At 64.6% G+C, this 22,514-nt stretch carries 21 protein-coding genes; 8 read left to right on the forward strand and 13 right to left on the reverse strand.

The genetic code is table 11. The annotated features are described in order from the left end of the window. Nucleotides 1–39: 39 nt before the first annotated feature. The 6 genes from EEB11_RS04570 to EEB11_RS04595 all read right to left on the reverse strand — a co-directional run bounded on the left by EEB11_RS04570 (nt 40) and on the right by EEB11_RS04595 (nt 4,340). Nucleotides 40–963, reverse strand: coding sequence for an electron transfer flavoprotein subunit alpha/FixB family protein (locus EEB11_RS04570; protein ID WP_135429227.1), 924 nt, complete (start codon nt 961–963; stop codon nt 40–42). Beyond that, on the reverse strand, nt 963–1,724 hold the full coding sequence (locus EEB11_RS04575) for an electron transfer flavoprotein subunit beta/FixA family protein (protein WP_135429228.1): 762 nt from the start codon (nt 1,722–1,724) through the stop codon (nt 963–965). The genes EEB11_RS04570 and EEB11_RS04575 overlap by 1 nt, the downstream gene beginning before the upstream one ends. 115 nt (nt 1,725–1,839) lie before the next feature. Next, nucleotides 1,840–2,412 (reverse strand): cob(I)yrinic acid a,c-diamide adenosyltransferase, encoded by a 573-nt coding sequence (locus EEB11_RS04580; protein WP_135429229.1) that lies wholly within the window; start codon nt 2,410–2,412, stop codon nt 1,840–1,842. Between the two features lie 3 nt (nt 2,413–2,415). Beyond that, a complete protein-coding gene (locus EEB11_RS04585) occupies nt 2,416–2,622 on the reverse strand; it encodes a twin transmembrane helix small protein (protein WP_135429230.1) in 207 nt (68 codons plus the stop codon). A gap of 289 nt (nt 2,623–2,911) precedes the next feature. Continuing rightward, nucleotides 2,912–3,736, reverse strand: coding sequence for an SDR family NAD(P)-dependent oxidoreductase (locus EEB11_RS04590; protein WP_135429231.1), 825 nt, complete (start codon nt 3,734–3,736; stop codon nt 2,912–2,914). 91 nt (nt 3,737–3,827) lie between these two features. Further along, nucleotides 3,828–4,340 (reverse strand): SH3 domain-containing protein, encoded by a 513-nt coding sequence (locus EEB11_RS04595; protein ID WP_135429232.1) that lies wholly within the window; start codon nt 4,338–4,340, stop codon nt 3,828–3,830. Nucleotides 4,341–4,535: 195 nt separating this feature from the next. Here EEB11_RS04595 and parC point away from each other — a divergent pair, with 195 nt between their 5' ends. Then, entirely contained in the window at nt 4,536–6,839 is a 2,304-nt protein-coding gene (gene parC, locus EEB11_RS04600) for a DNA topoisomerase IV subunit A (RefSeq protein WP_135429233.1), read from the forward strand. Here parC and bhcR read toward each other — a convergent pair. Next, entirely contained in the window at nt 6,832–7,659 is an 828-nt protein-coding gene (gene bhcR, locus EEB11_RS04605) for an HTH-type transcriptional regulator BhcR (RefSeq protein WP_135429234.1), read from the reverse strand. The genes parC and bhcR overlap by 8 nt on opposite strands. Nucleotides 7,660–7,813: 154 nt before the next feature. On the opposite strand from bhcR, the gene bhcA reads away from it, so the two are divergent. From bhcA to EEB11_RS04630, 5 genes are all read left to right on the forward strand, one after another. Next, nucleotides 7,814–9,004, forward strand: coding sequence for an L-aspartate--glyoxylate aminotransferase BhcA (gene bhcA / locus EEB11_RS04610; protein ID WP_135429235.1), 1,191 nt, complete (start codon nt 7,814–7,816; stop codon nt 9,002–9,004). Nucleotides 9,005–9,077: 73 nt separating this feature from the next. Further along, nucleotides 9,078–10,049 (forward strand): beta-hydroxyaspartate dehydratase BhcB, encoded by a 972-nt coding sequence (gene bhcB / locus EEB11_RS04615; RefSeq protein WP_135429236.1) that lies wholly within the window; start codon nt 9,078–9,080, stop codon nt 10,047–10,049. Between the two features lie 4 nt (nt 10,050–10,053). After that, the gene (gene bhcC, locus EEB11_RS04620) at nt 10,054–11,217 is read left to right on the forward strand and encodes a 3-hydroxy-D-aspartate aldolase BhcC (protein WP_135429237.1); all 1,164 of its coding nucleotides are present in this window, start codon (nt 10,054–10,056) and stop codon (nt 11,215–11,217) included. Nucleotides 11,218–11,310: 93 nt separating this feature from the next. Further along, nucleotides 11,311–12,270 carry an iminosuccinate reductase BhcD gene (bhcD, locus tag EEB11_RS04625; RefSeq protein WP_135429238.1) on the forward strand — a complete coding sequence of 320 codons (960 nt, stop codon included), beginning with the start codon at nt 11,311–11,313 and terminating at the stop codon, nt 12,268–12,270. 98 nt (nt 12,271–12,368) lie between these two features. Further along, entirely contained in the window at nt 12,369–13,343 is a 975-nt protein-coding gene (locus EEB11_RS04630; protein ID WP_135429239.1) for a type I glyceraldehyde-3-phosphate dehydrogenase, read from the forward strand. A 144-nt stretch (nt 13,344–13,487) separates the two neighbouring features. Here EEB11_RS04630 and EEB11_RS04635 read toward each other — a convergent pair whose 3' ends face one another. The 5 genes from EEB11_RS04635 to puuE all read right to left on the reverse strand — a co-directional run bounded on the left by EEB11_RS04635 (nt 13,488) and on the right by puuE (nt 19,417). Beyond that, the gene (locus EEB11_RS04635) at nt 13,488–14,723 is read right to left on the reverse strand and encodes a Coenzyme F420 hydrogenase/dehydrogenase, beta subunit C-terminal domain (RefSeq protein ID WP_135429240.1); all 1,236 of its coding nucleotides are present in this window, start codon (nt 14,721–14,723) and stop codon (nt 13,488–13,490) included. 378 nt (nt 14,724–15,101) lie between these two features. Next, nucleotides 15,102–16,517, reverse strand: a complete 1,416-nt coding sequence (locus tag EEB11_RS04645) for a uracil-xanthine permease family protein (protein WP_135429241.1) — start codon at nt 16,515–16,517, stop codon at nt 15,102–15,104. 76 nt (nt 16,518–16,593) lie between these two features. Next, the gene (locus EEB11_RS04650) at nt 16,594–17,070 is read right to left on the reverse strand and encodes an ureidoglycolate lyase (protein ID WP_135429242.1); all 477 of its coding nucleotides are present in this window, start codon (nt 17,068–17,070) and stop codon (nt 16,594–16,596) included. A 92-nt stretch (nt 17,071–17,162) separates the two neighbouring features. Then, entirely contained in the window at nt 17,163–18,005 is an 843-nt protein-coding gene (locus tag EEB11_RS04655) for a bifunctional allantoicase/(S)-ureidoglycine aminohydrolase (protein WP_135429243.1), read from the reverse strand. Beyond that, nucleotides 18,002–19,417, reverse strand: coding sequence for an allantoinase PuuE (puuE, locus tag EEB11_RS04660; RefSeq protein WP_135429244.1), 1,416 nt, complete (start codon nt 19,415–19,417; stop codon nt 18,002–18,004). The genes EEB11_RS04655 and puuE overlap by 4 nt, the downstream gene beginning before the upstream one ends. A gap of 154 nt (nt 19,418–19,571) precedes the next feature. Between puuE and uraH the strand changes: the two genes are divergently transcribed. Both uraH and EEB11_RS04670 read left to right on the forward strand, forming a co-directional pair. After that, nucleotides 19,572–19,925, forward strand: a complete 354-nt coding sequence (gene uraH, locus EEB11_RS04665) for a hydroxyisourate hydrolase (protein WP_135429245.1) — start codon at nt 19,572–19,574, stop codon at nt 19,923–19,925. An 86-nt stretch (nt 19,926–20,011) separates the two neighbouring features. Then, nucleotides 20,012–21,478, forward strand: a complete 1,467-nt coding sequence (locus EEB11_RS04670; RefSeq protein ID WP_135429246.1) for a hypothetical protein — start codon at nt 20,012–20,014, stop codon at nt 21,476–21,478. Between the two features lie 23 nt (nt 21,479–21,501). Here EEB11_RS04670 and EEB11_RS04675 read toward each other — a convergent pair whose 3' ends face one another. After that, complete coding sequence (locus EEB11_RS04675) at nt 21,502–22,479, reverse strand: LysR family transcriptional regulator (RefSeq protein ID WP_135429247.1); 978 nt, start codon at nt 22,477–22,479, stop codon at nt 21,502–21,504. Between the last annotated feature and the right edge of the window lie 35 nt (nt 22,480–22,514).

Consider the following 22,514-nt stretch of genomic DNA (forward strand, 5'->3'; position numbering starts at 1 on the left):
CGCATGGGGTGCCCGCCGCAAATGCACAGTGTCAAAGCCTTACAGCTTTTCGGTCAGCTCCGGCACAAGGGTGAACAGGTCGCCCACCAGCCCGTAATCGGCCACCTGGAAAATCGGGGCCTCTTCATCCTTGTTGATCGCCACGATCACCTTGCTGTCCTTCATCCCGGCAAGGTGCTGGATCGCACCCGAAATCCCCACCGCGACATAGAGCTTCGGTGCCACAACCTTGCCGGTCTGCCCGACCTGCCAATCGTTCGGTGCATAGCCCGAATCGACCGCTGCGCGGCTTGCACCGACGGCAGCGCCCAACTTGTCGGCCAGCCCTTCGATCAGCTTGAAGTCCTCTTCCGAGCCTACGCCACGCCCGCCCGACACGACAATGCCTGCACTGGTCAGGTCTGGCCGGTCGCTGGACGCCACCTTGTCCTCTACCCAGGACGACAGGGCCTCCACCGGGCCGCTCACCGGCTCTACCGCGACAGAGCCACCCGATCCCACGCCGGTAAAGTTTGCGGTGCGGATGGTCATCACCTTGGTCGCGTCAGACGACTTCACGGTCTGGATGGCATTGCCGGCATAGATCGGGCGTTCAAACGTGTCGGCGTCAATCACCGCAGTGACATCCGACAGCACCATCACATCCAAGAGCGCTGCCACGCGCGGCATCACATTCTTGCAAAACGCGGTCGAAGCCCCGGCGATGTGGGAATAATCCCCGGCCAAAGACACGATCAGCGCGGCGGTCGATTCCGCCAGCCCGTGTTCATAGGCGGCGTCAGCAGCGAACAGCACCCGCGCCACGTCATCCAGCTTGGCAGCCTCGGCAGCAGCGGATTCACCGCCCTGACCCGCGACCAGAATATGCACATCGCCGAGCGACTTTACCGCCATTACGGTCTTGGCGACCGCATCGGTGGCCAGTTGCCCGTCATTCACATCGGCAAGAAGCAGAACAGCCATCAGATCACCCCCGCTTCGTCTTTGAGTTTTGCAATCAGCTCGTCCACCGAGCCAACCTTGATCCCGGCCTTGCGGCCTGCGGGTTCGACGGTTTTCACCACCGACAGGCGCGGGGCAACATCCACGCCGTAATCGGCGGGGGTCTTGGCGGCCAAGGGCTTGGCCTTGGCCTTCATGATATTGGGCAGGCTCGCATAGCGCGGCTCGTTCAGGCGCAGGTCAACCGTCACAATTGTCGGCATTTTCACGGAAATCGTCTGCAACCCGCCATCAACCTCGCGCGTCACCTGTGCCGTGTCGCCGTCAATCACCAGCTCGCTGGCGAATGTCGCCTGGCTCCAGCCCAGCAGCGCCGACAACATTTGCCCAGTGGCGTTCATGTCATTGTCGATGGCCTGCTTGCCACACAGCACCAGACCCGGCGCTTCTTCCTTGACCACCGCCGCCAGCAGCTTTGCCACGGCCAGCGGCTCGATGTCGGTCTGCACGTTGTCGGTCGCCTCGATCAGGATGGCGCGGTCCGCCCCCATGGCCAGCGCGGTGCGCAGCGTTTCCTGAGATTGCTTGACCCCGATCGACACCACGACAACCTCGGTCGCGATACCCTTTTCCTTCAGCCGGATCGCCTCTTCCACGGCAATCTCGTCGAAAGGGTTCATCGACATCTTCACATTGGCCAGATCGACACCGCTACCGTCCGCTTTGACGCGCACTTTCACGTTGTAGTCGATCACACGTTTGACGGGCACCAGCACCTTCATCGACGCAAATCTCCTATGGGTTCAAGCTCTCTGCTTGGGTAACTAACGGGTCTGACCCGCCCGTGACAGTGCAAAATCGACGCGCCCGGTCGCGGGAACGCCACGTTTCCCCCGATCAGCGGGTCAACCCCGGCACCCACAGCACATCGGCGCGGCCATCGTCATTGGCAATACGCCCGGCCACAAAGAACCAGTCCGACAGACGGTTCAGGTACTTGACCGCTTCGGCGTTCACCTCTTCCAGCGTGCCCAGTTCCACCACCAGCCGCTCTGCCCGCCGACAGATGGTGCGGCACAGGTGCAGCTGGGCGGCCAAAGCACTGCCGCCCGGCAGGATGAAGCTGCGCAGCGGTGTCAGGCGGGCATTATAGGCGTCAATTTCATGCTCCAGCCGGGTGACCTGGCTCTCGATCATCCGCAGTGGCGTGTAGGACAGATCCTTGTCCTTGTGCATGTCGGGCGTGCACAGGTCGGCCCCCAGATCGAACAGGTCGTTGGAAATCCGGGCCAGCGCCGCATCCATGTCGGCATCCGCGTGCAGGCGGGCAAGGCCGACGGTGGCATTGGTTTCATCCACCGTACCATAGGCCGACACCCGCAAACTGTGCTTGGCGACCCGCGCGCCATTGCCCAGCGCAGTTTCCCCGGCATCGCCGGTCTTTGTGTAGATTTTCGACAGAACGACCAATGCCTAGCTCCCTTTGCTGCGCAGATAGGCGAACCCGACAATCAGCAAAACCGCAACCGCCTGCGCCGCGATACGATAGCGCATCAGCCGGTTGGCATGTTTGCGGTTGAAATCACCGCCTTTGGCAAAGCCTCCGATCCCGATCATCAGAATGATCAGAACCCCAAGGCTGGCAAAGGCGGCCAGAATGAACAGCGGATCATCAAGCATGGGTATCCCCTTCCTGTCCGCATGACTTAGGCGTCAATCGCGCAAAAGCGAAGGCCAATTTTGCACGCGGGGCCACCCGCAGTGACACTCTGCAGAAAGTATCCGGAAAAGGTTCACCGGCAAAGGCCCGTAACCTGTATTGGCAGCTTTCAAAATACGCCCCGCGGAGCATCCGCCGTCACAGCCGCGTCACGCCAAAGACCTGTCACCGACCTCCCCCGCATTCCGTGGCAACGCCACCGAGCGGGGGCTCGATGCCCCCCGAGGTGGCCCCTTTGCCCCGGTCACATCACCCTTTGGCAATCAGCCAGTCCAGCGCGCGGGTTGGCAGCACCCGCCGCAAGAACCCCATCAGATGGGTCGGCGTTGTGACATAATACCGCGCCCGGGGGCGGGGGCTTTCCAGCGCGTGGATCAGTTTTTTCGTCACCGCACTGGCGGGCAGCTCAAACCGGTCTGGCCCCCGGTCTTCATACAATCGCCCGCGCAGGCCCGTGTATTCCGCCGCGCGCGCCGAGTTTTCCCAGTCGATCCATTTTTCGAAATGCGCAATCGCATTGGTGCGGATCCGGCTTGTCACCGGGCCAGGTTCGATCAGGCTGATTGAAATGCCGGTGCCCTGCATCTCGATGCGCAACACATCGGTCAATCCTTCCAACGCGAATTTGGTCGAAACATAAGCCCCGCGCCATTTCATCCCGACCAGCCCCAGCACGGACGAGCAATTCACGATCCGCCCATGCCCTTGCGCCCGCATCACCGGAATCACCCGGCGGGTCAGGTCGTGGGTGCCGAACAGATTGGTCTCGAAAATCTCGCGCAGCGCGCCGCGCGGCAGGTCTTCCACTGCCCCGGGGCAGGCAAAGGCCCCGTTGTTGTAAAGCGCATCCAGCGTGCCGCCCGTCGCTTCCAGCACCTGCGCCAGCGCGGTCTCGATGCTGGCCTCATCGGCATAGTCCAGCCGGGGGCTGTCAAACCCTTCGGCGCGCAGCAGGTCGCAATCGGCCTGCTGCCGGCAACTGGCAAACACCCGCCAGCCCCGCGCCCGCAGCCCGCGCGCTGCATCCAGCCCGATGCCCGAAGAACATCCGGTGATAAGAATTGATTGTCCCATGCTCTGCCCGTTCGTTTTTTCCCTGCTTAGGGCGAAACGACCGGTCCGCAAAGCGGTATTGCGGATAGGTTTTGCTGACTGGGACCAGAGTCTATGGCGCGCTGTCGCTCAGGAACGACATCGACATGAACCCGTCGACGCCATCGCCTTCCAGCCGCACACGTGCCCAGCCATTGTCTTCGACCGCAACCACGGTCACGGCTTCCCCGCGGGTCAACCGGCCCAGGACATCATCCCGGGTCGACGGGCCGATGCGTACGTTCACCGATCGCCCGGTCACATACCACACCGCGCCGTCTGGGGCGGTCTCGGCCCCGGTCACGGGTGCGGCCTGCCGCATGATCGGCTGTGCCGCGCCAAACGACGCAAGCACCATTGCCTCTTCCGGGGCAGGGACGGTCTGGGGGGCACTGGCCACCGGTGCTGCAAAAGCAGCCCCTGACGGCGCATCCATCGCCATCGTTTCATCCGCAACCGGCACCACAACCCTTGCCGGTGTCCGCGCCGCCTCTGTCAGGCCAAAGCGCATTTGCCCCTTGTCCTGCCCCCCGATCTGAAGGGTCAGGAAAAGCCCCGCGCAGAGCAGCAACAGCATTCGGATCATTCGGGCACCTGAAATTCTTGGGGCAAAAAGCTGTGTGAAGGCCATCTTCACACGTCATCACACCGCCTCAACCCGCTGTGATGCAAAAAGTTCCCGACATTTCTGATATCCCCCGACGTCCCGATCCGAGAACCCCTGACATGCCGCCCGCATTTCGGTCTGGACCGGCAGCGCACTGCAGATTACACCACGCCCATGTCAGACAACACCGATCCGCCCAAGACCGAACCTGTCGAAATGGCCGAGCCGCTGAGCCGCGCCATTGGCGAGCGGTATCTGACCTATGCGCTGTCCACCATCATGCACCGTGCGCTGCCCGATGCGCGTGACGGGCTCAAACCCGTCCACCGGCGCATCCTGTTTGCCATGCGCGAACTGCGGCTTTCGGCCACCAGCGCTTTCCGCAAATCGGCCAAGATCGCTGGCGACGTGATGGGCAATTACCACCCTCACGGCGACGCCGCGATCTATGACGCGATGGCGCGTCTGGCGCAGGATTTCAACGTCCGCTACCCGCTGGTGAATGGTCAGGGCAACTTCGGCAACATCGACGGCGATAACCCCGCCGCCGCGCGTTATACCGAGGCGCGGCTGACCGCGATTGCCGAAACCCTGATGGAAGGGCTGGCCGAAAACGCGGTCGACTATCGCCCCAACTATGATGGCACGCTGGAAGAGCCTGTCGTCATGCCCGCCGCCTTTCCGAACCTGCTGGCCAATGGGTCCAGCGGTATTGCCGTCGGCATGGCCACCAACATCCCGCCGCACAATCTGGACGAGCTGATTCAGGGCTGCCACGCGATGCTGCGCAACCCCGACATCACCACGACGGAGCTGGTCGATCTGATCCCCGGCCCCGATTTCCCGACCGGCGGCGTGATGGTGGAACCGCGTTCGGTGATGCTGGATGCCTATGAGACGGGCCGCGGTTCCTTCCGCACCCGCGCCAAGTGGGAGGTCGAGGATCTGGGCCGGGGCACCTGGCAGATTGTGGTGACTGAAATCCCGTATCAGGTCGCCAAATCCAAGCTGATCGAAAAACTGGCCGAGCTGATCCAGACCAAGAAAATCCCGCTGCTGGCCGATGTGCGCGACGAATCGACCGAAGATGTCCGCATCGTGCTGGAACCGCGCGCCAAAACGGTCGACCCCGATATGCTGATGGGCACGCTGTTCCGCAATTCCGATCTGGAAACCCGCTTCAGCCTGAACATGAACGTGCTGATCGACGGCAAGGTGCCAAAGGTCTGCAGCCTGAAAGAGGTGCTTAAGGCCTTCCTTGACCACCGCCGCAACGTGCTGCGCCGCCGGTCGGAACACCGGATGGAAAAGATCGACCACCGGCTGGAGATTCTCGAAGGGTTCATCATCACCTTCCTGAACCTTGACCGGGTGATCGACATCATCCGCTATGACGCCGACCCCAAATCCGCCCTGATGCGCGAACATTGGGGCAAGCCCCATGCCCGCGCGATGTCGGAAAAGGACTACACCGCCCCCGCCCCGGGTGAGGGTGAGTTGACCGAGGTGCAGGCCGAGGCCATCCTGAACATGCGCCTGCGGTCATTGCGCAAGCTTGAAGAGATGGAGCTGATCGCCGAACGCGATGCCCTTATGAAGGAACGCGCCGGGCTGGCCGAGCTGTTGGACAGCGACCGTTTGCAATGGAAGCAGATCGGCGTCGAGCTGGAAGCCATCCGCAAGCAATTCGGCAAGGCCACGAAACTCGGCGCCCGCCGCACCGCCTTTGCCGAAGCCGGCGTGATCGAGGATGTGCCGTTCGAGGCGATGATCGAACGCGAACCGATCACCGTGATCTGCTCGAAAATGGGCTGGATCCGGGCGATGAAGGGCCATGTCGATCTGGCGGCGGAACAAAAGTTCAAGGATGGCGATGGCCCGCGCTTTGCCTTCCATGCCGAAACCACCGACAAGATCCTGCTGATCGCCGCCAATGGCCGGTTCTACACGCTGATCGGGGCCAACCTGCCCGGTGGGCGTGGCATGGGGGAACCCGTGCGCCTGATGGTCGATCTGCCCAATGACGCCGAAATCGTCTACCTTACGATCTTCCAGCCGGGGCAGAAACTGCTGGTGGCCTCCTCTGCCGGGGACGGGTTCATCGTGCCGTCCGAAGAGGTGTTGGCCCAGACACGCGCGGGCAAGCAAGTGCTTACCGTGCGCGACGGCGTGACCACAAAGGTCGTCACCGTGGCGCGCGGCGATCATGTGGCTGTGGTCGGTGAAAATCGCAAAGTGCTGGTTTTCCCGTTGTCCGAGCTGCCCGAAATGGCGCGCGGCAAGGGCGTGCGGCTGCAAAAGTACAAGGATGGCGGGCTGTCGGATGCCATCACCTTCACGCTGGCCGATGGCCTGACTTGGAAAGACCCCGCCGGGCGTACACGGTCGGAACCCGATCTGGCCGAATGGCTGGGGCCGCGCGCCGGGGCGGGCAAGATGGCCCCGCGCGGGTTCCCGCGCGACAACACCTTTACCTGACGCCTTGGGGCAACACGCCCCCGGTGGCTTGCGTCACCTGATCCGCCGCAGCCCGCACAAGCGCGCCGATCCGCGCAGTATCGTCCAGCGCCATGCGGAAGGCGGGGCCAGAGACGGAAAGCCCCGCCACCGGCTCGGCGTGGCTGTTGAAGATGGGGGCCGCCACGCAGCGCATGCCGGGCGCGCGTTCCTGATCGTCCACCGCATAGCCGCGTGCGCGGATGGCGGCCAGATCGCGCATCAGGTCCGCTTCGGTGCCCAGCGTCAGGTCGGTGAACCGCTCCAGCCCCTTGCGCTCGATCACCCGCCGCACCCGGATCTCGCCATACCAGGCCAGCAGCGCCTTGCCGATGCCCGACACATGCATCGGGGCCTTGGTGCCGGGCGGGAAAAACGCGCGGATCGCCTCGTGCGTTTCCACCTGTGACAGGAACAGAACCTCATCCCCGGCCTCGATGCCCAGATTGGCGGTCTCGCCGCTGTCGCGCATCAGCATGTCCATCGGGTGCCGTGCGCGTTCCACCACCTTGGTGCGGCGCAGGAACGTGCTGCCGACGCGGAACGCACCGGGGCCGACATGCCATAACTGCCCGCCTTCCTCGGCCTCCACCATGTCGCGGCCCTGCAGGGTGACCAGTGCGCGGAACACCGTCGCCACCGCCTCGCCGCTGGCCGCCGCCAGTTCCGACAGTGACAATCCGGGCCGCGCCGCCACCAGTTCCAACAGCGCCAGCCCGCGGTCCAGCGCCTGCACGGTGTTCTGGTCGGTCTTGTCATGAAACGCCTTGGGGCGTCCACGCGGGCGGGGGGTATTGGCCATGTCTCATCCCTTGGGGGTTGTGATGAAAAACGCTTATGACTTGATATTGCGCAAGAATAGCATGTCGGTAGAAAAATGAAAAACCTTTTCGAAAAAATTGGCGCACTGCGTTGCCTCCCCTATAGTCGGGACAACAGCGCTTGGAGGAGCCGCCATGTATTCCCAGAACCCCGTCTTCATCCCCGGCCCGACCAATATCCCCGAGGTCATCCGCAAGGCCTGCGACATGCCCACGCTGGACCACCGCTCGCCCGCCTTTGCCCGGCTGTTCCGGCCTGCGGTGGCGGGGGTCCGCCGTGTGCTGAAGATGGCCGAAGGCGAGGTCATCGTTCTGCCCTCCACCGGCACCGGCGGGTGGGAGGCTGCGATCACCAACACCCTGTCGCCCGGCGACACCGTTCTGGCCGCCCGATTTGGGATGTTCAGCCACCGCTGGATCGACCTGTGCCAACGCCACGGATTGCGCGTGCAGATCATCGAGACACCATGGGGAGAAGGCGCGCCGCTGGGCCAGATCGAAGCCGCGCTGCGGGCCGATACCACCGGCACCATCAAGGCGGTGCTGGCCACCCATAACGAGACCGCCACCGGCGTCCGGTCGGACATCGCCGGCCTGCGCTGCGCCATGGACGCGGCAGGCCATGGCGCGATGCTGATGGTTGACGGCGTGTCGTCCATCGGGTCGATGCCGTTTGAGATGGGCGCGTGGGGCGTCGATATCGCGGTGGCGGGGAGCCAGAAGGGTTTCATGCTGCCCGCCGGTCTGGCGATCCTTGGCGTCAGCCCGAAAGCCCTGGCCGCAATGGAAACCGCCACCCTGCCGCGCACCTTCTTTGACTTCCGAGACATGCTGAAAGGCTATGCCGCCGGCGGTTTTCCCTATACCCCGCCCGTTGGTCTGATCGCCGGTCTGGCCCGCGCGATCGAGATGCTGGAGGATGAGGGTCTGGACGCCGTCTACGCCCGCCACCACCGCCTTGCGACCGGGGTCCGCCGCGCGGTTGCGGCCTGGGGCATGACGCCCTGCGCCGTGGCGCCCGATCTTTACTCCGACACGGTCACCGCCGTCATGGTGCCCGCAGGCTGCTACGGCACCGATCTGGTGAAACTGGCGGCCGAGAAATACGACGTGGCCTTTGGCGTCGGTCTGGGGGAAGTGGCGGGAAAGGTGTTCCGCATCGGCCACTTAGGCATGCTGACCGATGTGATGGTCCTGTCGGGCCTTGCCACGGCCGAGATGTGCATGGCCGATCTGGGCTGGCCCGTCACGCTTGGGTCGGGCGTGGCAGCGGCGCAGGAGTATTATCGCGGCTCATCTGTGGCGATGGCCATGGCGGCGGAGTGAGGCCGAAAGGCCGGGGGGCTGTCTGCCCCCCGGACCCCCCGAGGGTATTTGAGAACAGGAGAGGGATAACAAGATGAAGGATCTGCCCCAGATGTATGTGCCGACCTTTGACGATGTGATCGCGGCGCATGACCGCATCCGTCCCCATATCCACCGCACGCCGGTTCTGACGTCGAGCTATTTCAACGAGTTGACCGGGGCCGAACTGTTCTTCAAATGCGAGAACTTTCAGAAGGCCGGGGCGTTCAAGGTGCGCGGGGCCTGCAACGCTGTGTTTGGCCTGAGCGAAGAGCAGGCGCGGGCAGGGGTTTGCACCCATTCCAGCGGCAACCATGCGCTGAGCCTGTCTTATGCGGCGGGGCGGCGGGGAATCCCATGCAACGTGGTGATGCCGCGCACGGCCCCGCAGGCCAAGAAAGATGCGGTGCGGGGCTATGGTGGGGTGATCACGGAATGCGAGCCATCCACCAGCAGCCGCGAGGCGGTGTTTGCCCAGGTGCAGGCGCGGACGGGGGGCGAGTTTGTGCACCCCTACAATGACGCTCGCGTGATTGCCGGGCAGGCCACCTGTTCACGTGAACTGCTTGAACAGGTTGAGGAATTGGACTGCGTGATCGCGCCGATTGGCGGGGGCGGCATGATTTCGGGCACCTGCCTGACCATGAGCGCGGTGGCACCCGGGGTAGATGTTTACGCCGCCGAGCCGTTGAATGCTGATGATGCCTATCGCAGTTTCAAGGCTGGAAAGATCATTGCCGATGATGCGCCCGAAACCGTGGCTGACGGGTTGAAGGTACCGCTGAAAGACCTGACCTGGCATTTCGTCTCGAAACACGTGGCCGATATTTTCACTGCCACCGAAGACGAGATCATCGAGGCGATGAAGCTGACGTGGCAGCGGATGAAGATCGTGATGGAGCCAAGCTGCGCCGTGCCGCTTGCTACCATTCTGAAAAACAAGGATGTTTTCCGGGGGCGGCGCGTTGGCGTCATCATCACCGGGGGAAACGTCGATCTGGACACTTTGCCTTGGATGAAAGGGTAACACCATGAACAAGCACGCAGATTTCGAAGGGTTTGAAGTGGGCTATGACATTCCGGCCCTGCCGGGGATGGATGAGGCCGACATCCAGACGCCATGCCTTGTGCTGGATCTGAACGCTTTGGAGCGCAATATCAAGAAGATGGGCGACTATGCCCGCGCCCATGGCATGCGCCACCGGGTGCATGGCAAGATGCACAAATCGGTCGATGTAGCCTTGCTGCAGGAGCGGCTGGGCGGGTCGGTGGGCGTGTGCTGCCAGAAGGTATCGGAGGCCGAGGTCTTTGCGCGCGGCGGCATCAAGGATGTGCTGGTGTCCAATCAGGTGCGCGACCCGGCCAAGATTGACCGGCTGGCGCGGATGCCGAAATTGGGTGCAAGAACAATTGTTTGCGTGGATATGCTGGACAATGTGGCCGACCTGTCGGCGGCGGCGGTGCGGCATGGCACGACCATCGAATGTCTGGTGGAAATCGACTGCGGCGCGGGGCGATGTGGAGTGAAGACCACGCCGGAAGTGGTGGCGATCGCGCAGGCGATTGATACGGCACCGGGGCTGAAATTCGCAGGGCTGCAGGCCTATCAGGGCGCGATGCAGCACATGGACAGCTATGAGGACCGCAAGGCCAAGATCGGCCTAGCCGTGGCGCAGGTGAAGGACGCGGTGGACGGGCTGAAGGCGGTGGGGCTGGACTGTGACATTGTCGGCGGTGGCGGCACTGGCAGCTATTATTTCGAAAGCACTTCAGGGGTTTACAACGAATTGCAATGCGGCAGCTATGCGTTCATGGATGCCGATTATGGCCGGATTCTGGACAAGGACGGCAAGCGGATTGATCAGGGCGAATGGGAGAATGCGCTGTTCATCCTGACCTCTGTGATGTCGCATGCCAAGCCCGACAAGGCGATTGTGGATGCCGGGTTGAAGGCGCAATCGGTGGATTCGGGCCTGCCGGTGATCTTTGGCCGGACGGATGTGAAATACGTCAAATGCAGTGATGAGCATGGCGTGGTGGATGACCCGGCGGGGGTGCTGAAGGTGAATGACAAGCTGCGGCTGGTGCCGGGGCACTGCGATCCGACCTGCAATGTGCATGACTGGTACGTGGGCGTGCGGGGCGGCAAGGTCGAGGTGGTCTGGCCGGTGTCTGCGCGGGGCAAGGCGTATTGAGATGAAAATCGAACATATGGTTTGGGTCTGGCCCGCGTATGGCGCGCGTATGGCAAACGTCATGACGCTGGTGCGGGCAGGTGGGGTGCGGGCATGAGGATTGTGCCGGAAGCGTTGATTGCGGGGCTTGTGTCCCCCGAGGATGCCTTTGCGGCGGTCGAGGCGGTGTTTGCCGCCATGTCGCGCGGCGAGGCCTATAACTTCGACGTGGTGCGCGAGGCGCTGGGCGAGGGGCGTCAGTACGGCTTCAAGTCGGGCCTTGACCGCGCGGGCGGGCAGCTGGGGGTGAAGGCCGGGGGGTACTTTCCGGGCAACGCGGCGCGGGGGATCATCAACCATCAGTCGACGGTGTTCCTGTTTGACCCCGAGACGGGGCGGCCCACGGCCATGGTGGGTGGCGGGTTGCTGACGGCGCTGCGCACGGCGGCGGCGTCGGCCATTTCCATCGACCGGCTGGCACGGCGGGATGCGCGCGTGCTGGGCATGGTGGGGGCCGGGCATCAGGCCGGGTTTCAGCTGCGCGCGGCGGCGCGGGTGCGGCAGTTTGATCGGGTGATCGGCTGGAACCTGCACCCCGAGATGCTGGACCGGCTGGGCGCGATTGCTGCTGAGCTGGGGCTGCCGTTCGAGGCGGTGCCACTGGAGCGGATGGCGGAGGCGGATGTGATTGTGACCATCACCTCGTCCCCCGCTGCCAGCCTGCTGGAGGCGCATGTGTCCCCCGGCACCCATCTGGCCTGCATGGGCACCGATACGAAGGGCAAGCAGGAGGTGGAACCGGCGCTGCTGGGCCGGGCCTCGGTCTTTACCGATGAGATCGCGCAATCGGTGAGTATCGGCGAGGCGCAGCATGCGGTGGCGGCGGGCCTGCTGGATGCGACGGCCATCACGCCTTTGGGCGATGTGATCACCGGGGCACATCCGGGGCGGCGGTCTGGGGATGAAATCACGCTGTTTGACGGCACTGGTGTCGGCCTGCAGGATCTGGCGGTGGCGGCGATGGCTGTGCGCCGCGCGGAAGAGCGCGGGCAGGGGATGGTGGTTGAGGTATAGGCCGGGGTCAGGGTCGGAAACCTTGTCCGGGTGACAAAGCCGCGCTTGCGCGCGCGGCAGGGGCGTGCTGATCCTGCCGCTTGAAAACGGAGGGCGGCATGCGGGTCTTCATCAACGGATTTGGCCGGATCGGGCGGTCGGTTCTGCGGGCCTGGGCGGCTGACCCGGCGCAGTGGCCGGGGCTGGAGGTGGTGGGGATCAATGACATCGCCGCTGCAGAGATGTGCGCGCATCTGTTTGAGTATGACAGTGTGTTTGGCCCGTGGCGCGGCACGGTGGGCCTGGAGGCCGGGGCGCTGGTGGTGAACGGGCGGACGATTCCGTTGCACCGGGTGGCGGATCTGTCGGGTCTGGATCTGCAGGGTGTGGATGTGGTGATGGAATGCACCGGGCGGGCGGACAGCCGCGAGGTGGCTGCGCGCGGGGTGCGGGCCGGGGCGCGGCGGGTGCTGATCTCGGGTCCGTCGCAGGCGGCGGAGGTGACGGTTGTGCTGGGGGCGAATGACGATGCGCTGGCGGATCAGGCGATCGTGTCGAACGCGTCCTGCACCACCAATGCGCTGGCCCCCTTGGCGCGGTTGATCCACCGCGAATGGGGGGTGGTGACGGGGTCGATGACCACGATCCATTGCTATACCGGCAGCCAGCCGACGGTGGATGCCCCGGCCGCGGATTATGCGCGGTCGCGGGCGGCGGCGCTGTCGATGGTGCCGACCACCACCAGCGCGTCGCGCCTGCTGGATGCCGTGCTGCCCCAGATTGCCGGGCGGATCGAGGGGTCGGCGGTGCGGGTGCCGGTGGCCAGCGTGTCTTGCGTCGATCTGGCGGTGATGACCGAGCGCCCGGTGACGGTTGCCGGGGTGAATGCGGCGTTTCATGCGGCGGGCGGGGTGATTGGGGTGACCGACCGTGCGCTGGTGTCGACCGATCTGCGCGCAAGGGCGGAAAGCATTGTGATGGCCACGCCGGAAACGCGGGTGACGCAGGGCGGGCTGCTGCGGGTGTTCGGCTGGTATGACAATGAATGGGGATTTTCCAACCGGATGCTGGATGTGGCCTTGCGGATGGCGTGATCTGCCGCGCGCGTGATCTGCCCGGAGCGTGATCTGCCCGGAGCGTGATCTGGTTGAGCACCTTCGGTGCACGGTTTTTGTGTCGCCTGCGGGCATTCGCCCTTCGGCTCCGCTGATGGGGGCGCTGCCCCCAAACTCCTGCCGTCAGGGGCGGGGGGGACGGGTTTCATCTGTGCCGGGCGTCAGGCCGTAGCGGGCGGCGATGGCCCAGACGTGGGATGGGATCATGTTTTTCATCCGCGCCGGGTGGGTGCGGCGCAGGTGGAGGATGGTTTCCACCGCCTTCATCTCGACCCGCGCGCGGGCGAATTCCAGGCCCTTGGGGCCGAAGCGGCGTTGCAGCACGCTGACCAGCGGGCGCAGCCAGTTGGGCATGCGGCGCAGCGGCAGGCCGCCGGCGGCGCGGGCGGTGTTTTCCATGAAGCCCTTCACCGCCGCCTCGCGTTTGCCGGAGGAGGTGAGCGGCGCGGTGGTCAGCTGGCCTTCGATCAGTGCCAGCAGGGCCGCGCCGCGCGGGTTGCGCGCGATGATCCATTGGTCACCGTCGCCGCCCATGTAGCCAACCGTGATGTCGGCCAGACGGTTGGTGTAATCGACACAGGTCTTGCATGTCATCGGGAAGAAATCGGCGGGCAGCTGGCTGATGGGGAGTTGCAGGAAGGGGATGAACCGGGGTTTGCGGCCATCGTCAAAGCGCAGTTCGACCCGGAAATCGGCGCGGAATTCGAGGTAGCTGATGGTTTGGGGGGCCGCGTCCAGCAGGTTCAGGAAGGTGTGGAAGTTCGCGGTGGTGGTGTTGTCGGAGCACGGGGTGCCGATGATATAAAGGGCGTCAAGGCCCAGTTCCGCCTCGAGCGCGCGCAGGGCGTAGGTCTGGCAGGGGATGCCGATCATCGCCAGCCGTGTGTGGCCAGCGGCGCGCGCGGGTTCGAGCAGGGCCAGCGTGGGGGCCCAGCCCATGCGCATACCGCGCGCCTGTGCCATATCGGCGGGGTTGGTGATGATGGCGGGGAGGGGTTTCCAGCGGTCTGCCGGGTCTGGCAGCACGGTCAGGACGGCATCGACCAGCCCGCGTTCCAGCAGGGTGGCGGCGAGGGTGGTGGTGATGCCGGTCCATTGTGCGCCGGGGGCGGGGGGCGTGAGACGGGCGCGCAGCATGGTGTGGGTGACGCCGAAAAACGCCTCGTCCGTTTCGGGGTTGGCGGCGCGGCCATGCGCTGCCTGTTCCAAGCCTTGGTAGTCGGGGGCGATGAACTGGCAGGCGCGGCCACAGGCGCGGCCATCGCCAAGGCGCGAGATGCCGCAGTCGGTGCACAGCCCGTCACGCGGGCCACCGGGGAGGGTGGGAATCTGCGGGCCGGGGTTGGTGTGGTCGAACATGGGGCCTCCTTCGCGATGGGGGGAGAATAGATGTGTCAGGAAAAAATGACAGTGCCTTGTGTGCGCCGGGGCGGTGTCAAGGCTGTGGCAAACGGAAGATGTGATGCTGGTACGATAACCGCAGGCGGCTGATCTGGCCGCGTGGTCGCCGCTGTAGGCCGGGTATGCGGCGTTTTACCGGATGGACCAGACCGAGACGATGCGGAGCCGCGTCTGGGGGTGGACCCATGATCCGGCAGGTTTCTGGATGATCTGTTTGTCAGCGCGCGGGCGCGCGGGGTTTATGACCGGGTGGCGCGCCGCACCCCTTGGGTGACCTGTGATCCGAAGCTGTGGCGGGGGTCACAAGCCGCAGGGGCGGCTTGTGACAGGCTGGCGTTACTCGCCCGCGGTTTCGGGCAGCACCAGATTGAGGGTGATGGCGATGGCGGCTGCGGGCAGCAGGCCCGAGGTCAGCAGGATCTGCGCCGTTTGGCCCATATGTTGCAGCGCTTCGGGCACCAGTTGCAGGCCAAGGCTGACCGACAGGGCGGTGGCGAAGATCACCATGTTGCGGCGGTTCCATTGCACATCCGACAGCATGCTGACGCCTGCGGCGCAGACCATGCCGAACATCACGATGACGCCGCCGCCCAGCACATTGATTGGCACGGTGTTGATGGCGGCGCCGATCTTGGGCACCAGACCGCAGACGATGAGGAAGATCGCGCCGATGGTCACGACATGGCGGCTCATCAGCCCGGTCATGGCGATCAGGCCGACATTCTGGCTGAAGGACGTGTTGGGCAAGCCGCCGAAGATGCCGGCGATGGCAGAGCCTGCGCCATCGGCGAAGGTGGCACCTTCGATCTCCTTGTCGGTCGCCTCACGCCCCGCGCCGCCTTTGGTGATGCCCGATACGTCGCCCACCGTTTCGATGGCCGAGATCAGCGCCATGAAGCACATGCCGATGATGATGGCGGCGTTGAACTCCAGCCCCCAGCGGAACGGGTTGGGCAGGGCGAAGAGGCCCGCACGTTCCACGGCGGTGAAGCTGACCTGCCCCATGAACAGGGCCACGACATAGCCCGCAAGGATGCCGACCAGCACGGCGGCCACCGCCATGAAGCCACGGGTGAAGAATTTGATGGCGAGGGTGACGCAGATCACCACCAGCGCCGGGAACCATTGGTTGAGGCTGCCGAAGCGGATTGCATCCATGTCCACCGGCACGCCTGCGGCCTTGGCTTCGGCGATGGCGCGCATTCCGGCGTCCATCGCGGGGACGCCGCCTGCGGCGTACTGGATGCCGACCTTGACGAGGGCCAGACCGATCATCAGCACGATCAGCCCGGTGACCAGCGGCGGCAGGGCATAGCGGATGCGGCCGATCAGGAAGCCGAGGAAGAAGTGAAAGATGCCGCCCAGCACCACCCCAGTCATCAACCCGGCCAGCCCTGCCGAGCCGAGACCCGCGACGGCAGGGATCATGATCGGCACGAAGGCAAATGAGGTGCCCTGCACGATCGGCAAGCGCGCGCCCATGGGGCCCACGCCGATGGTCTGGAACAGGGTGGCGATGCCGGCAAACAGCATCGACATCTGGATCATGTAGGTCATGTCCGGAAAGCCGAGTGCTGCCTGATCGGACCCAAAACCGATGCCCGCCGCCCCGCAGACGATGATGGCGGGGGTGACGTTCGAGACGAACATCGCCAGCACGTGCTGAATGCCCAGTGGTATCGCCCGCCCCAGTGGCGGCATGTAGTCGGGATCGCGGAGTTGCTCCGGCGTTCCCATTGCGGAACTTGTCATCTGTTATCTCTCCCTTGGGCTTTGGTCGACCCGTCGGTGCGGCCCTGTGGCACGGACGGTCAGAGGCGCCCCCTCCTCAGGGCGCGCGGACCGTCCAGCTTTCGCGGTAACGGTGTTCTTCGAGGTTCGGCGTGGGGCCGATGCGGTCGACCACGGCGAAAAGGCCCGGCGCGTGCAGCGGGGTCAGCACGCCGTGCCAGACGCCACGGTGCAGGTTGATGCCTTGGGTGCCATCGGTCAGGAAGGCGATGGGGGCGGCATCGGGGCCGGGGGCGACGATGACCAGAAACGGGTGCTGGCTTATCGGGATGAAGGCTTGCGATCCGTCGGGGTGACGCTCGATCAGGTCGAATGTGTAGGGCAGGGTGCGAGGGGCGGCCATGAAGACGGAAATCCCTGCGCGGCCCTGCGCGCCGAAGTCGAGCGTGGCGCGGTCATGGTGGCGCTGGCACAGGCCCGCGTTGATGAGCCGGAAATCGCCCGTCGCGTCGAGGATGTCGCCGTAGGGGGCAAAGGCTGTCGCGGTGAGGGGGGTCGGGGTGATGACCGGCATCGGGTGCGCCCTTTGGCTGGTGGAGACTGGGGGTTTCACACCCCCAGACCCCCGTGGGATATTTGGGAACAGGTAATGGGCAAGGGGTGGGATTACCTTGGCGTACCGAAGGCGCCGGGGCCGCGCAGTTTGGCGTGGCGGTTGACGTCTTTGTACAGAAGATAGCGGAAGGGGCCGGGGCCGGCCGCATAGCAGGCTTGCGGGCAATAGGCGCGCAGCCACATGAAATCGCCTGCCTCGACCTCGACCCAGTCCTGATTGAGTTTGTAGACGGCCTTGCCCTGCAGCACGTAAAGCCCGTGTTCCATCACATGGGTTTCTTCAAACGGGATGGTGCCGCCGGGCTGGAAGGTGACGATGTTGACATGCGCATCGTGGCGCAGATCGGCCGGGTCGGCAAAGCGGGTGGTGCCCCAGACGTTGTTTGTGCCGGGCATGAAGGACAAAGCGACATCGCGTTCGTTGGTGATGATGGGGTCGGGGTGGGCGATGCCGGGGGCGGGTTCATAGAGTTTGCGCAGCCAGTGGAAGCGGGCGGGGGTTTGCCCGGTCGCCTGCAGGGTCCAGCGCGTGCCTGCGGGGATATAGGCGTAGCTGCCGTCTTGCAGGACGTGGTTTTGCCCGTCGAGGGTCAGGGTCGCCTGGCCTTCGGTGAAGAACAGCCAGTGCTCGGCCCCGTCCTCGGGGTCGGGCGCGTCGGAGCCGCCGCCGGGGGCGACCTCCATCACGTATTGGCTGAAGGTTTCGGAAAACCCGCTCATCGGGCGGGCGATCAGCCACAGCCGGGTGTCGCGCCAACCGGGCAGGGCGCTGGTGACGATGTCGGAAAAGCAGCCTTTGGGGATGACGGCGTAGGAGGGTGTGAAGACGGCGCGGCCGGTCATCAGCTGGGTTTGCGGCGGCAGGCCGCCTTTGGGGGCGTAATACTGGGTCATGGCAAAAGGTCTTTCAGGCGCAGGGCGGCGATGCGTTCCACCTGGGCGCAGGCGGTGGCGAATTCGGTGGCGGTGCCATTGGCGATGCGGGCGTGGAAGGCGGCAAGGATGCTGTCCTTGGTGTTGTCGCGCACGGCGATGATGAAGGGAAAGCCGTGCTTGGCGACATAGTCGGTGTTGAGCCGTTCGAAGGCCGCGCGTTCGGCATCGGTGAGGGCGTCGAGCGCGGCGCTGGCCTGTTCGGCGGTGGATTCGGGCGTCAGCCGTTTGGCGGCGGCGAGTTTGCCTGCAAGGTCAGGGTGGGCCTGCAGCACGGCCAGCTTTTCGGCGGGGCTGGCGCTGCGGAACATCCGGGTCAGGGCGGAGTGGACCCCGGCGGCGCAATCATGCGCGGGGCCGAGTTCGAGGGCATGGGCGCGTTCGGCGATCCATGGGGAGTGTTCATAGATGCCGCCGAAGCGTTCGGTGAAGCGCGCCTTGGTCATCTGGCTGGGGCGCTCGATGCGCTGGTGCGGGTGGGTTGTGGCCCAATGGCGGGCGATGTCGATGCGGCGGGGGAACCAGACGCCGGCGTGGCCCATGGCATAGTCGAGGAAGCGTTGCAGACCGGCAACCTTGCCGGGGCGGCCGATCAGGCGGTTGTGCAACCCGATGGAAAACATCTTTGCCCGGCCTGCCTCGCCTTCGGCATAGAGGGTGTCGAACGTGTCTTTCAGGTATTGGAAAAACTGCTCGCCGGTGATGTAGCCCGGCGCGGTGGCGAAGCGCATGTCATTGGCTTCCAGCGTGTAGGGGATGACCAGTTGGTCATGGTCGCCTAGTTCCATCCAATAGGGCAGGTCGTCGTCGTAAGTGTCGGAGATCCAGGCCAGTTTCCGGGTTTCGGCGGTGAGCCGCACGGTGTTCATCGAACAGCGCCCGGTGTACCAGCCTTGCGGGGCCGCGCCGGTGACTTCCTGATGCAGGCGGAAGGCTTCGTCGATCTGGGCGCGTTCCTCATCTTGCGGCATGTCGCGGTGATCGACCCATTTCAGGCCGTGGCTGGCAATCTCCCACCCCGCCGCCTGCATCGCCGCCACCTGTTCGGGGTTGCGCGCAAGCGCAGAGGTGACGCCATAGACCGTGACCGGCAGGTCGCGCGTGGTGAACAGGCGGTGCAGCCGCCAGAACCCGGCGCGGGCACCGTAGTCGTAGATCGATTCCATGTTCCAGTGCCGCTGGCCCGGCCACGGCGCGGCCCCGGCGATGTCGGACAGGAAGGCTTCGGACTGCGCGTCGCCGTGCAGCAGGTTGTTCTCGCCGCCCTCTTCATAGTTCAGCACAAGGGAGATGGCGATCTTTGCGCCACCGGGCCATTGCGGATCAGGGGCATCGGGGCCGTGGCCACGGAAATCTCGGGGGTAGCGGGTCACCGGGCACCTCACTTTCAATCTTTGCGGAAGGATAGACGCGAAATCTGCGGCGTTTTATCAAGAAATTCGAGAAAGACATATTCTGCGCACAGGCTGTCGTATCGGGGCGCGTTTCGTGCTGTGATACAAGCCGGATCACAGGAAGGAACGGGCGATGGGGCGGCTTTCGACACATGTGCTGGATACGGCGCTGGGCAAACCGGCGGCGGGGGTGAAAATCTGGCTGTACCGGGTCAGCGGGAATTCGCACAAGAAAATTGCCGAGGTTGTGACCAATGGTGATGGCCGCACCGATGCGCCGCTTCTGACGGGCGATGCGCTGCAGGCGGGCACCTATGAGCTGGTGTTCTTTGCCGGGGATTACCTGCGCGCGAGCGGGCAATCGACGGGTGAGGTGTTGTTTCTGAACGAAATTCCGATACGGTTCGGGGTTCCCGACGCGGACCAGCATTATCATGTGCCGCTGTTGATTTCGCCCTTCGCCTATTCAACCTATCGCGGCAGTTGATCCAGTCCCGGAAAACCTGACCTTGCGTCCGAGGCCGGAAAGCGGTTTTGTCTTGCGACAACGATAGCACTTTTCTGGAGAGTGGCATGTTCAGGACCAATGTTTTGATGACGGCGCCGGTGATGGCGCTTTTGATGTGTGGCACGGCGCAGGCGGCGCTGACGGCCGATCAGGTCTGGGCCGATCTGCAGGCGGCCGCCGTTGAGGGCGGGATGAAGATTACCGTGGCGACGGAAGTGGCGGGGGATGGGGAGCTGACGCTGAACGGCGTGACCATCACCCCCGACGGCAAACCGGCGATCGCCACCATTTCCGAGGTTTCGATTGTCGAGCAGGACGATGGCAGCGTGGCGTTCTTCCCCGGTGAGATCCGGCTGGAAAACACCGGGCCGGGCAAGGTGACGATCACGCATGACGAGCTGTCGGTCAGCGCGTTCGAGGATGCGGGCGGGCTGGGCTATGGCTTTGACGCCGAAAGCCTGACCGTTGCGGTGAACATCGTCGAAGGGGCCAACCTGTTTGACGGCACCTTTGATCTGATTGCCGCCGGGGGGCGCTATACGCGCGGCACCGATGCGCTGGCGCTGGAAATGTCGGCAGACCAGCTGGTCTATAACATCACGCAGAAAGACCCGGCCCTTGGCATCGATTCTGCGCAGGTCAGCGACACCGCCGATCTGGCGCTGACCGGCGCGCTGACCCTGCCCGAGGGCATCAACCTGATGTCGCTGCAGGACACGCCTGCGTTCATCGCGGCGGTGCGCGCCGGTCTTGGCATCAGCCTCGAGGCGACGCAGGGCGTATCAACCGGCGATCTGGTCGAGAACAACCCGATGATGCCGATGAGCGTGGCGTTTTCGGCGGCACCGGGGACCACCTCGGTGACGGCGAATGCCGATGTGGTGGACATCTCGACCAGCGTCGAAGGGTTTGACGTGACCCTGCGCCCGCCGATGATGCCGATGCCGGTGAGTGCAACCGGCGGCACCCTTGGCCTTGGGCTGAGCATGCCGGTGGCCGCCGCTGCGCAAGCGGGCGACTATGGCTTGCAGCTGACGGTGGAAAATCTGGTGCTGGATGATGCGGCCTGGGGGATGATCGACGCGGGCAATGTGCTGGAGCATGGGCCGCTGGATGTGGCGCTGGATCTGGGCGGCACGGCGAAGGTCGATGTGCTGGACCTGATGCTGGCGGGGGAAACCGGCGTGCCGCCGGCCACCACGCCAGAGTTGCTGACGCTGGATATCCGCACGCTGGCGGTTCAGGCGCTTGGGGCCGTGGCCAACGCGACGGGGGCGTTCACCTTCGACAATGCGATGGTGGCCATGGGTGGCCCGCCGATGCCGCTCGGCACCGCCGATGTGCGGCTGGAGGGAGGCAACAAGCTGATCGACGGGTTGATCGCGATGGGTGTGATGACACAGGAAGACGCGATGGGCGCGCGGATGATGATGGCGATGTTCGGCCAGCCTGCCGGGGATGACGTGCTGACATCGAAGATCGAGGCGCGGGCAGGCGGGTCGATCTTTGTGAACGGCCAGCAGATCCAGTAAGCGGCTTGCCCGGCAAGTGACGATCAGACGCCCGCGCCATCCCCGGTGCGGGCGTCTTGCGTTGCGTTGTCTTGCGGTGCGTCGGGGCCATCGGTCGCGCGGCGCAGTTCTTCCTTGATTTTGGCCGCCATGTAATCGGTGAACAGCCGCACCTTGGGGTCTTTGAGCCGTCGGTGCTGGCTGAGGCTGGACAGTTGCACCGGGATCGGGGGCGTGGCGGCGGCCACGGGCAGCAGGGTGCCCGCGCGCAGATGATCGGCCACTTCGAAGCGGGGTTTCATCACGATGCCGCGCCCGGCCAGCGCCCATTGGGTCAGCACATCGCCGTCATCCGATTCGTAGGGACCGGTGATTTCAAACCGGCGCGGGCCGTCGGGGGTGATCAGGGTCCACTGAAATTCCTTGGCGCCGGGGTATCGCAGGTTCAGGCAATCATGCCGGTCGCGCAGCAGGGCGGCGCCGTCTTCGGGCATGCCCCGGCGCGTGATGTAATCAGGGGCGGCGCACAGCACCCGCTGGCAATCGGCGATCAGGCGGACCTTGAGCGTGCTGTCGTCCAGAATGCCCTGATGAAAGGCCACGTCGATGCCTTCGCTGACCACATCCACCCCCCGGTCAGACAGGCGCAGGCGCACGTCGATCTGCGGATAGAGATCCTTGAACGTGGGCACATGCGGCGCGATGAAGCGCCGGCCGATGCCAAGCGGGGCCGCGACAAAGATGGTGCCGCGCGGGTTTTGCGTGACATCCATCACCGCGGATTCGGCATCCTCGATCGCCTCCAGTATGCGGATGGCACCGTCATAGAAGATGCGGCCGTTTTCGGTGGGTTGCAGGCTGCGGGTGGTGCGGTTGAACAGGCGCACGCCAAGGTGCTTTTCCAGTTCCGATATCCGGGCCGAGGCCACGGCGGGCGAGGTCCGCTGATCGCGGGCCGCCGCACTCATGCTGCTCAATTCATAGACACGGACGAACATGCGGATGGTGTTGACGTAGGACATCTGGGCACATCCCATTATACGGCGGCATTTGAAAG

The organism is Pseudotabrizicola sediminis, from assembly GCF_004745575.1.
Lineage (GTDB): Bacteria > Pseudomonadota > Alphaproteobacteria > Rhodobacterales > Rhodobacteraceae > Pseudotabrizicola > Pseudotabrizicola sediminis.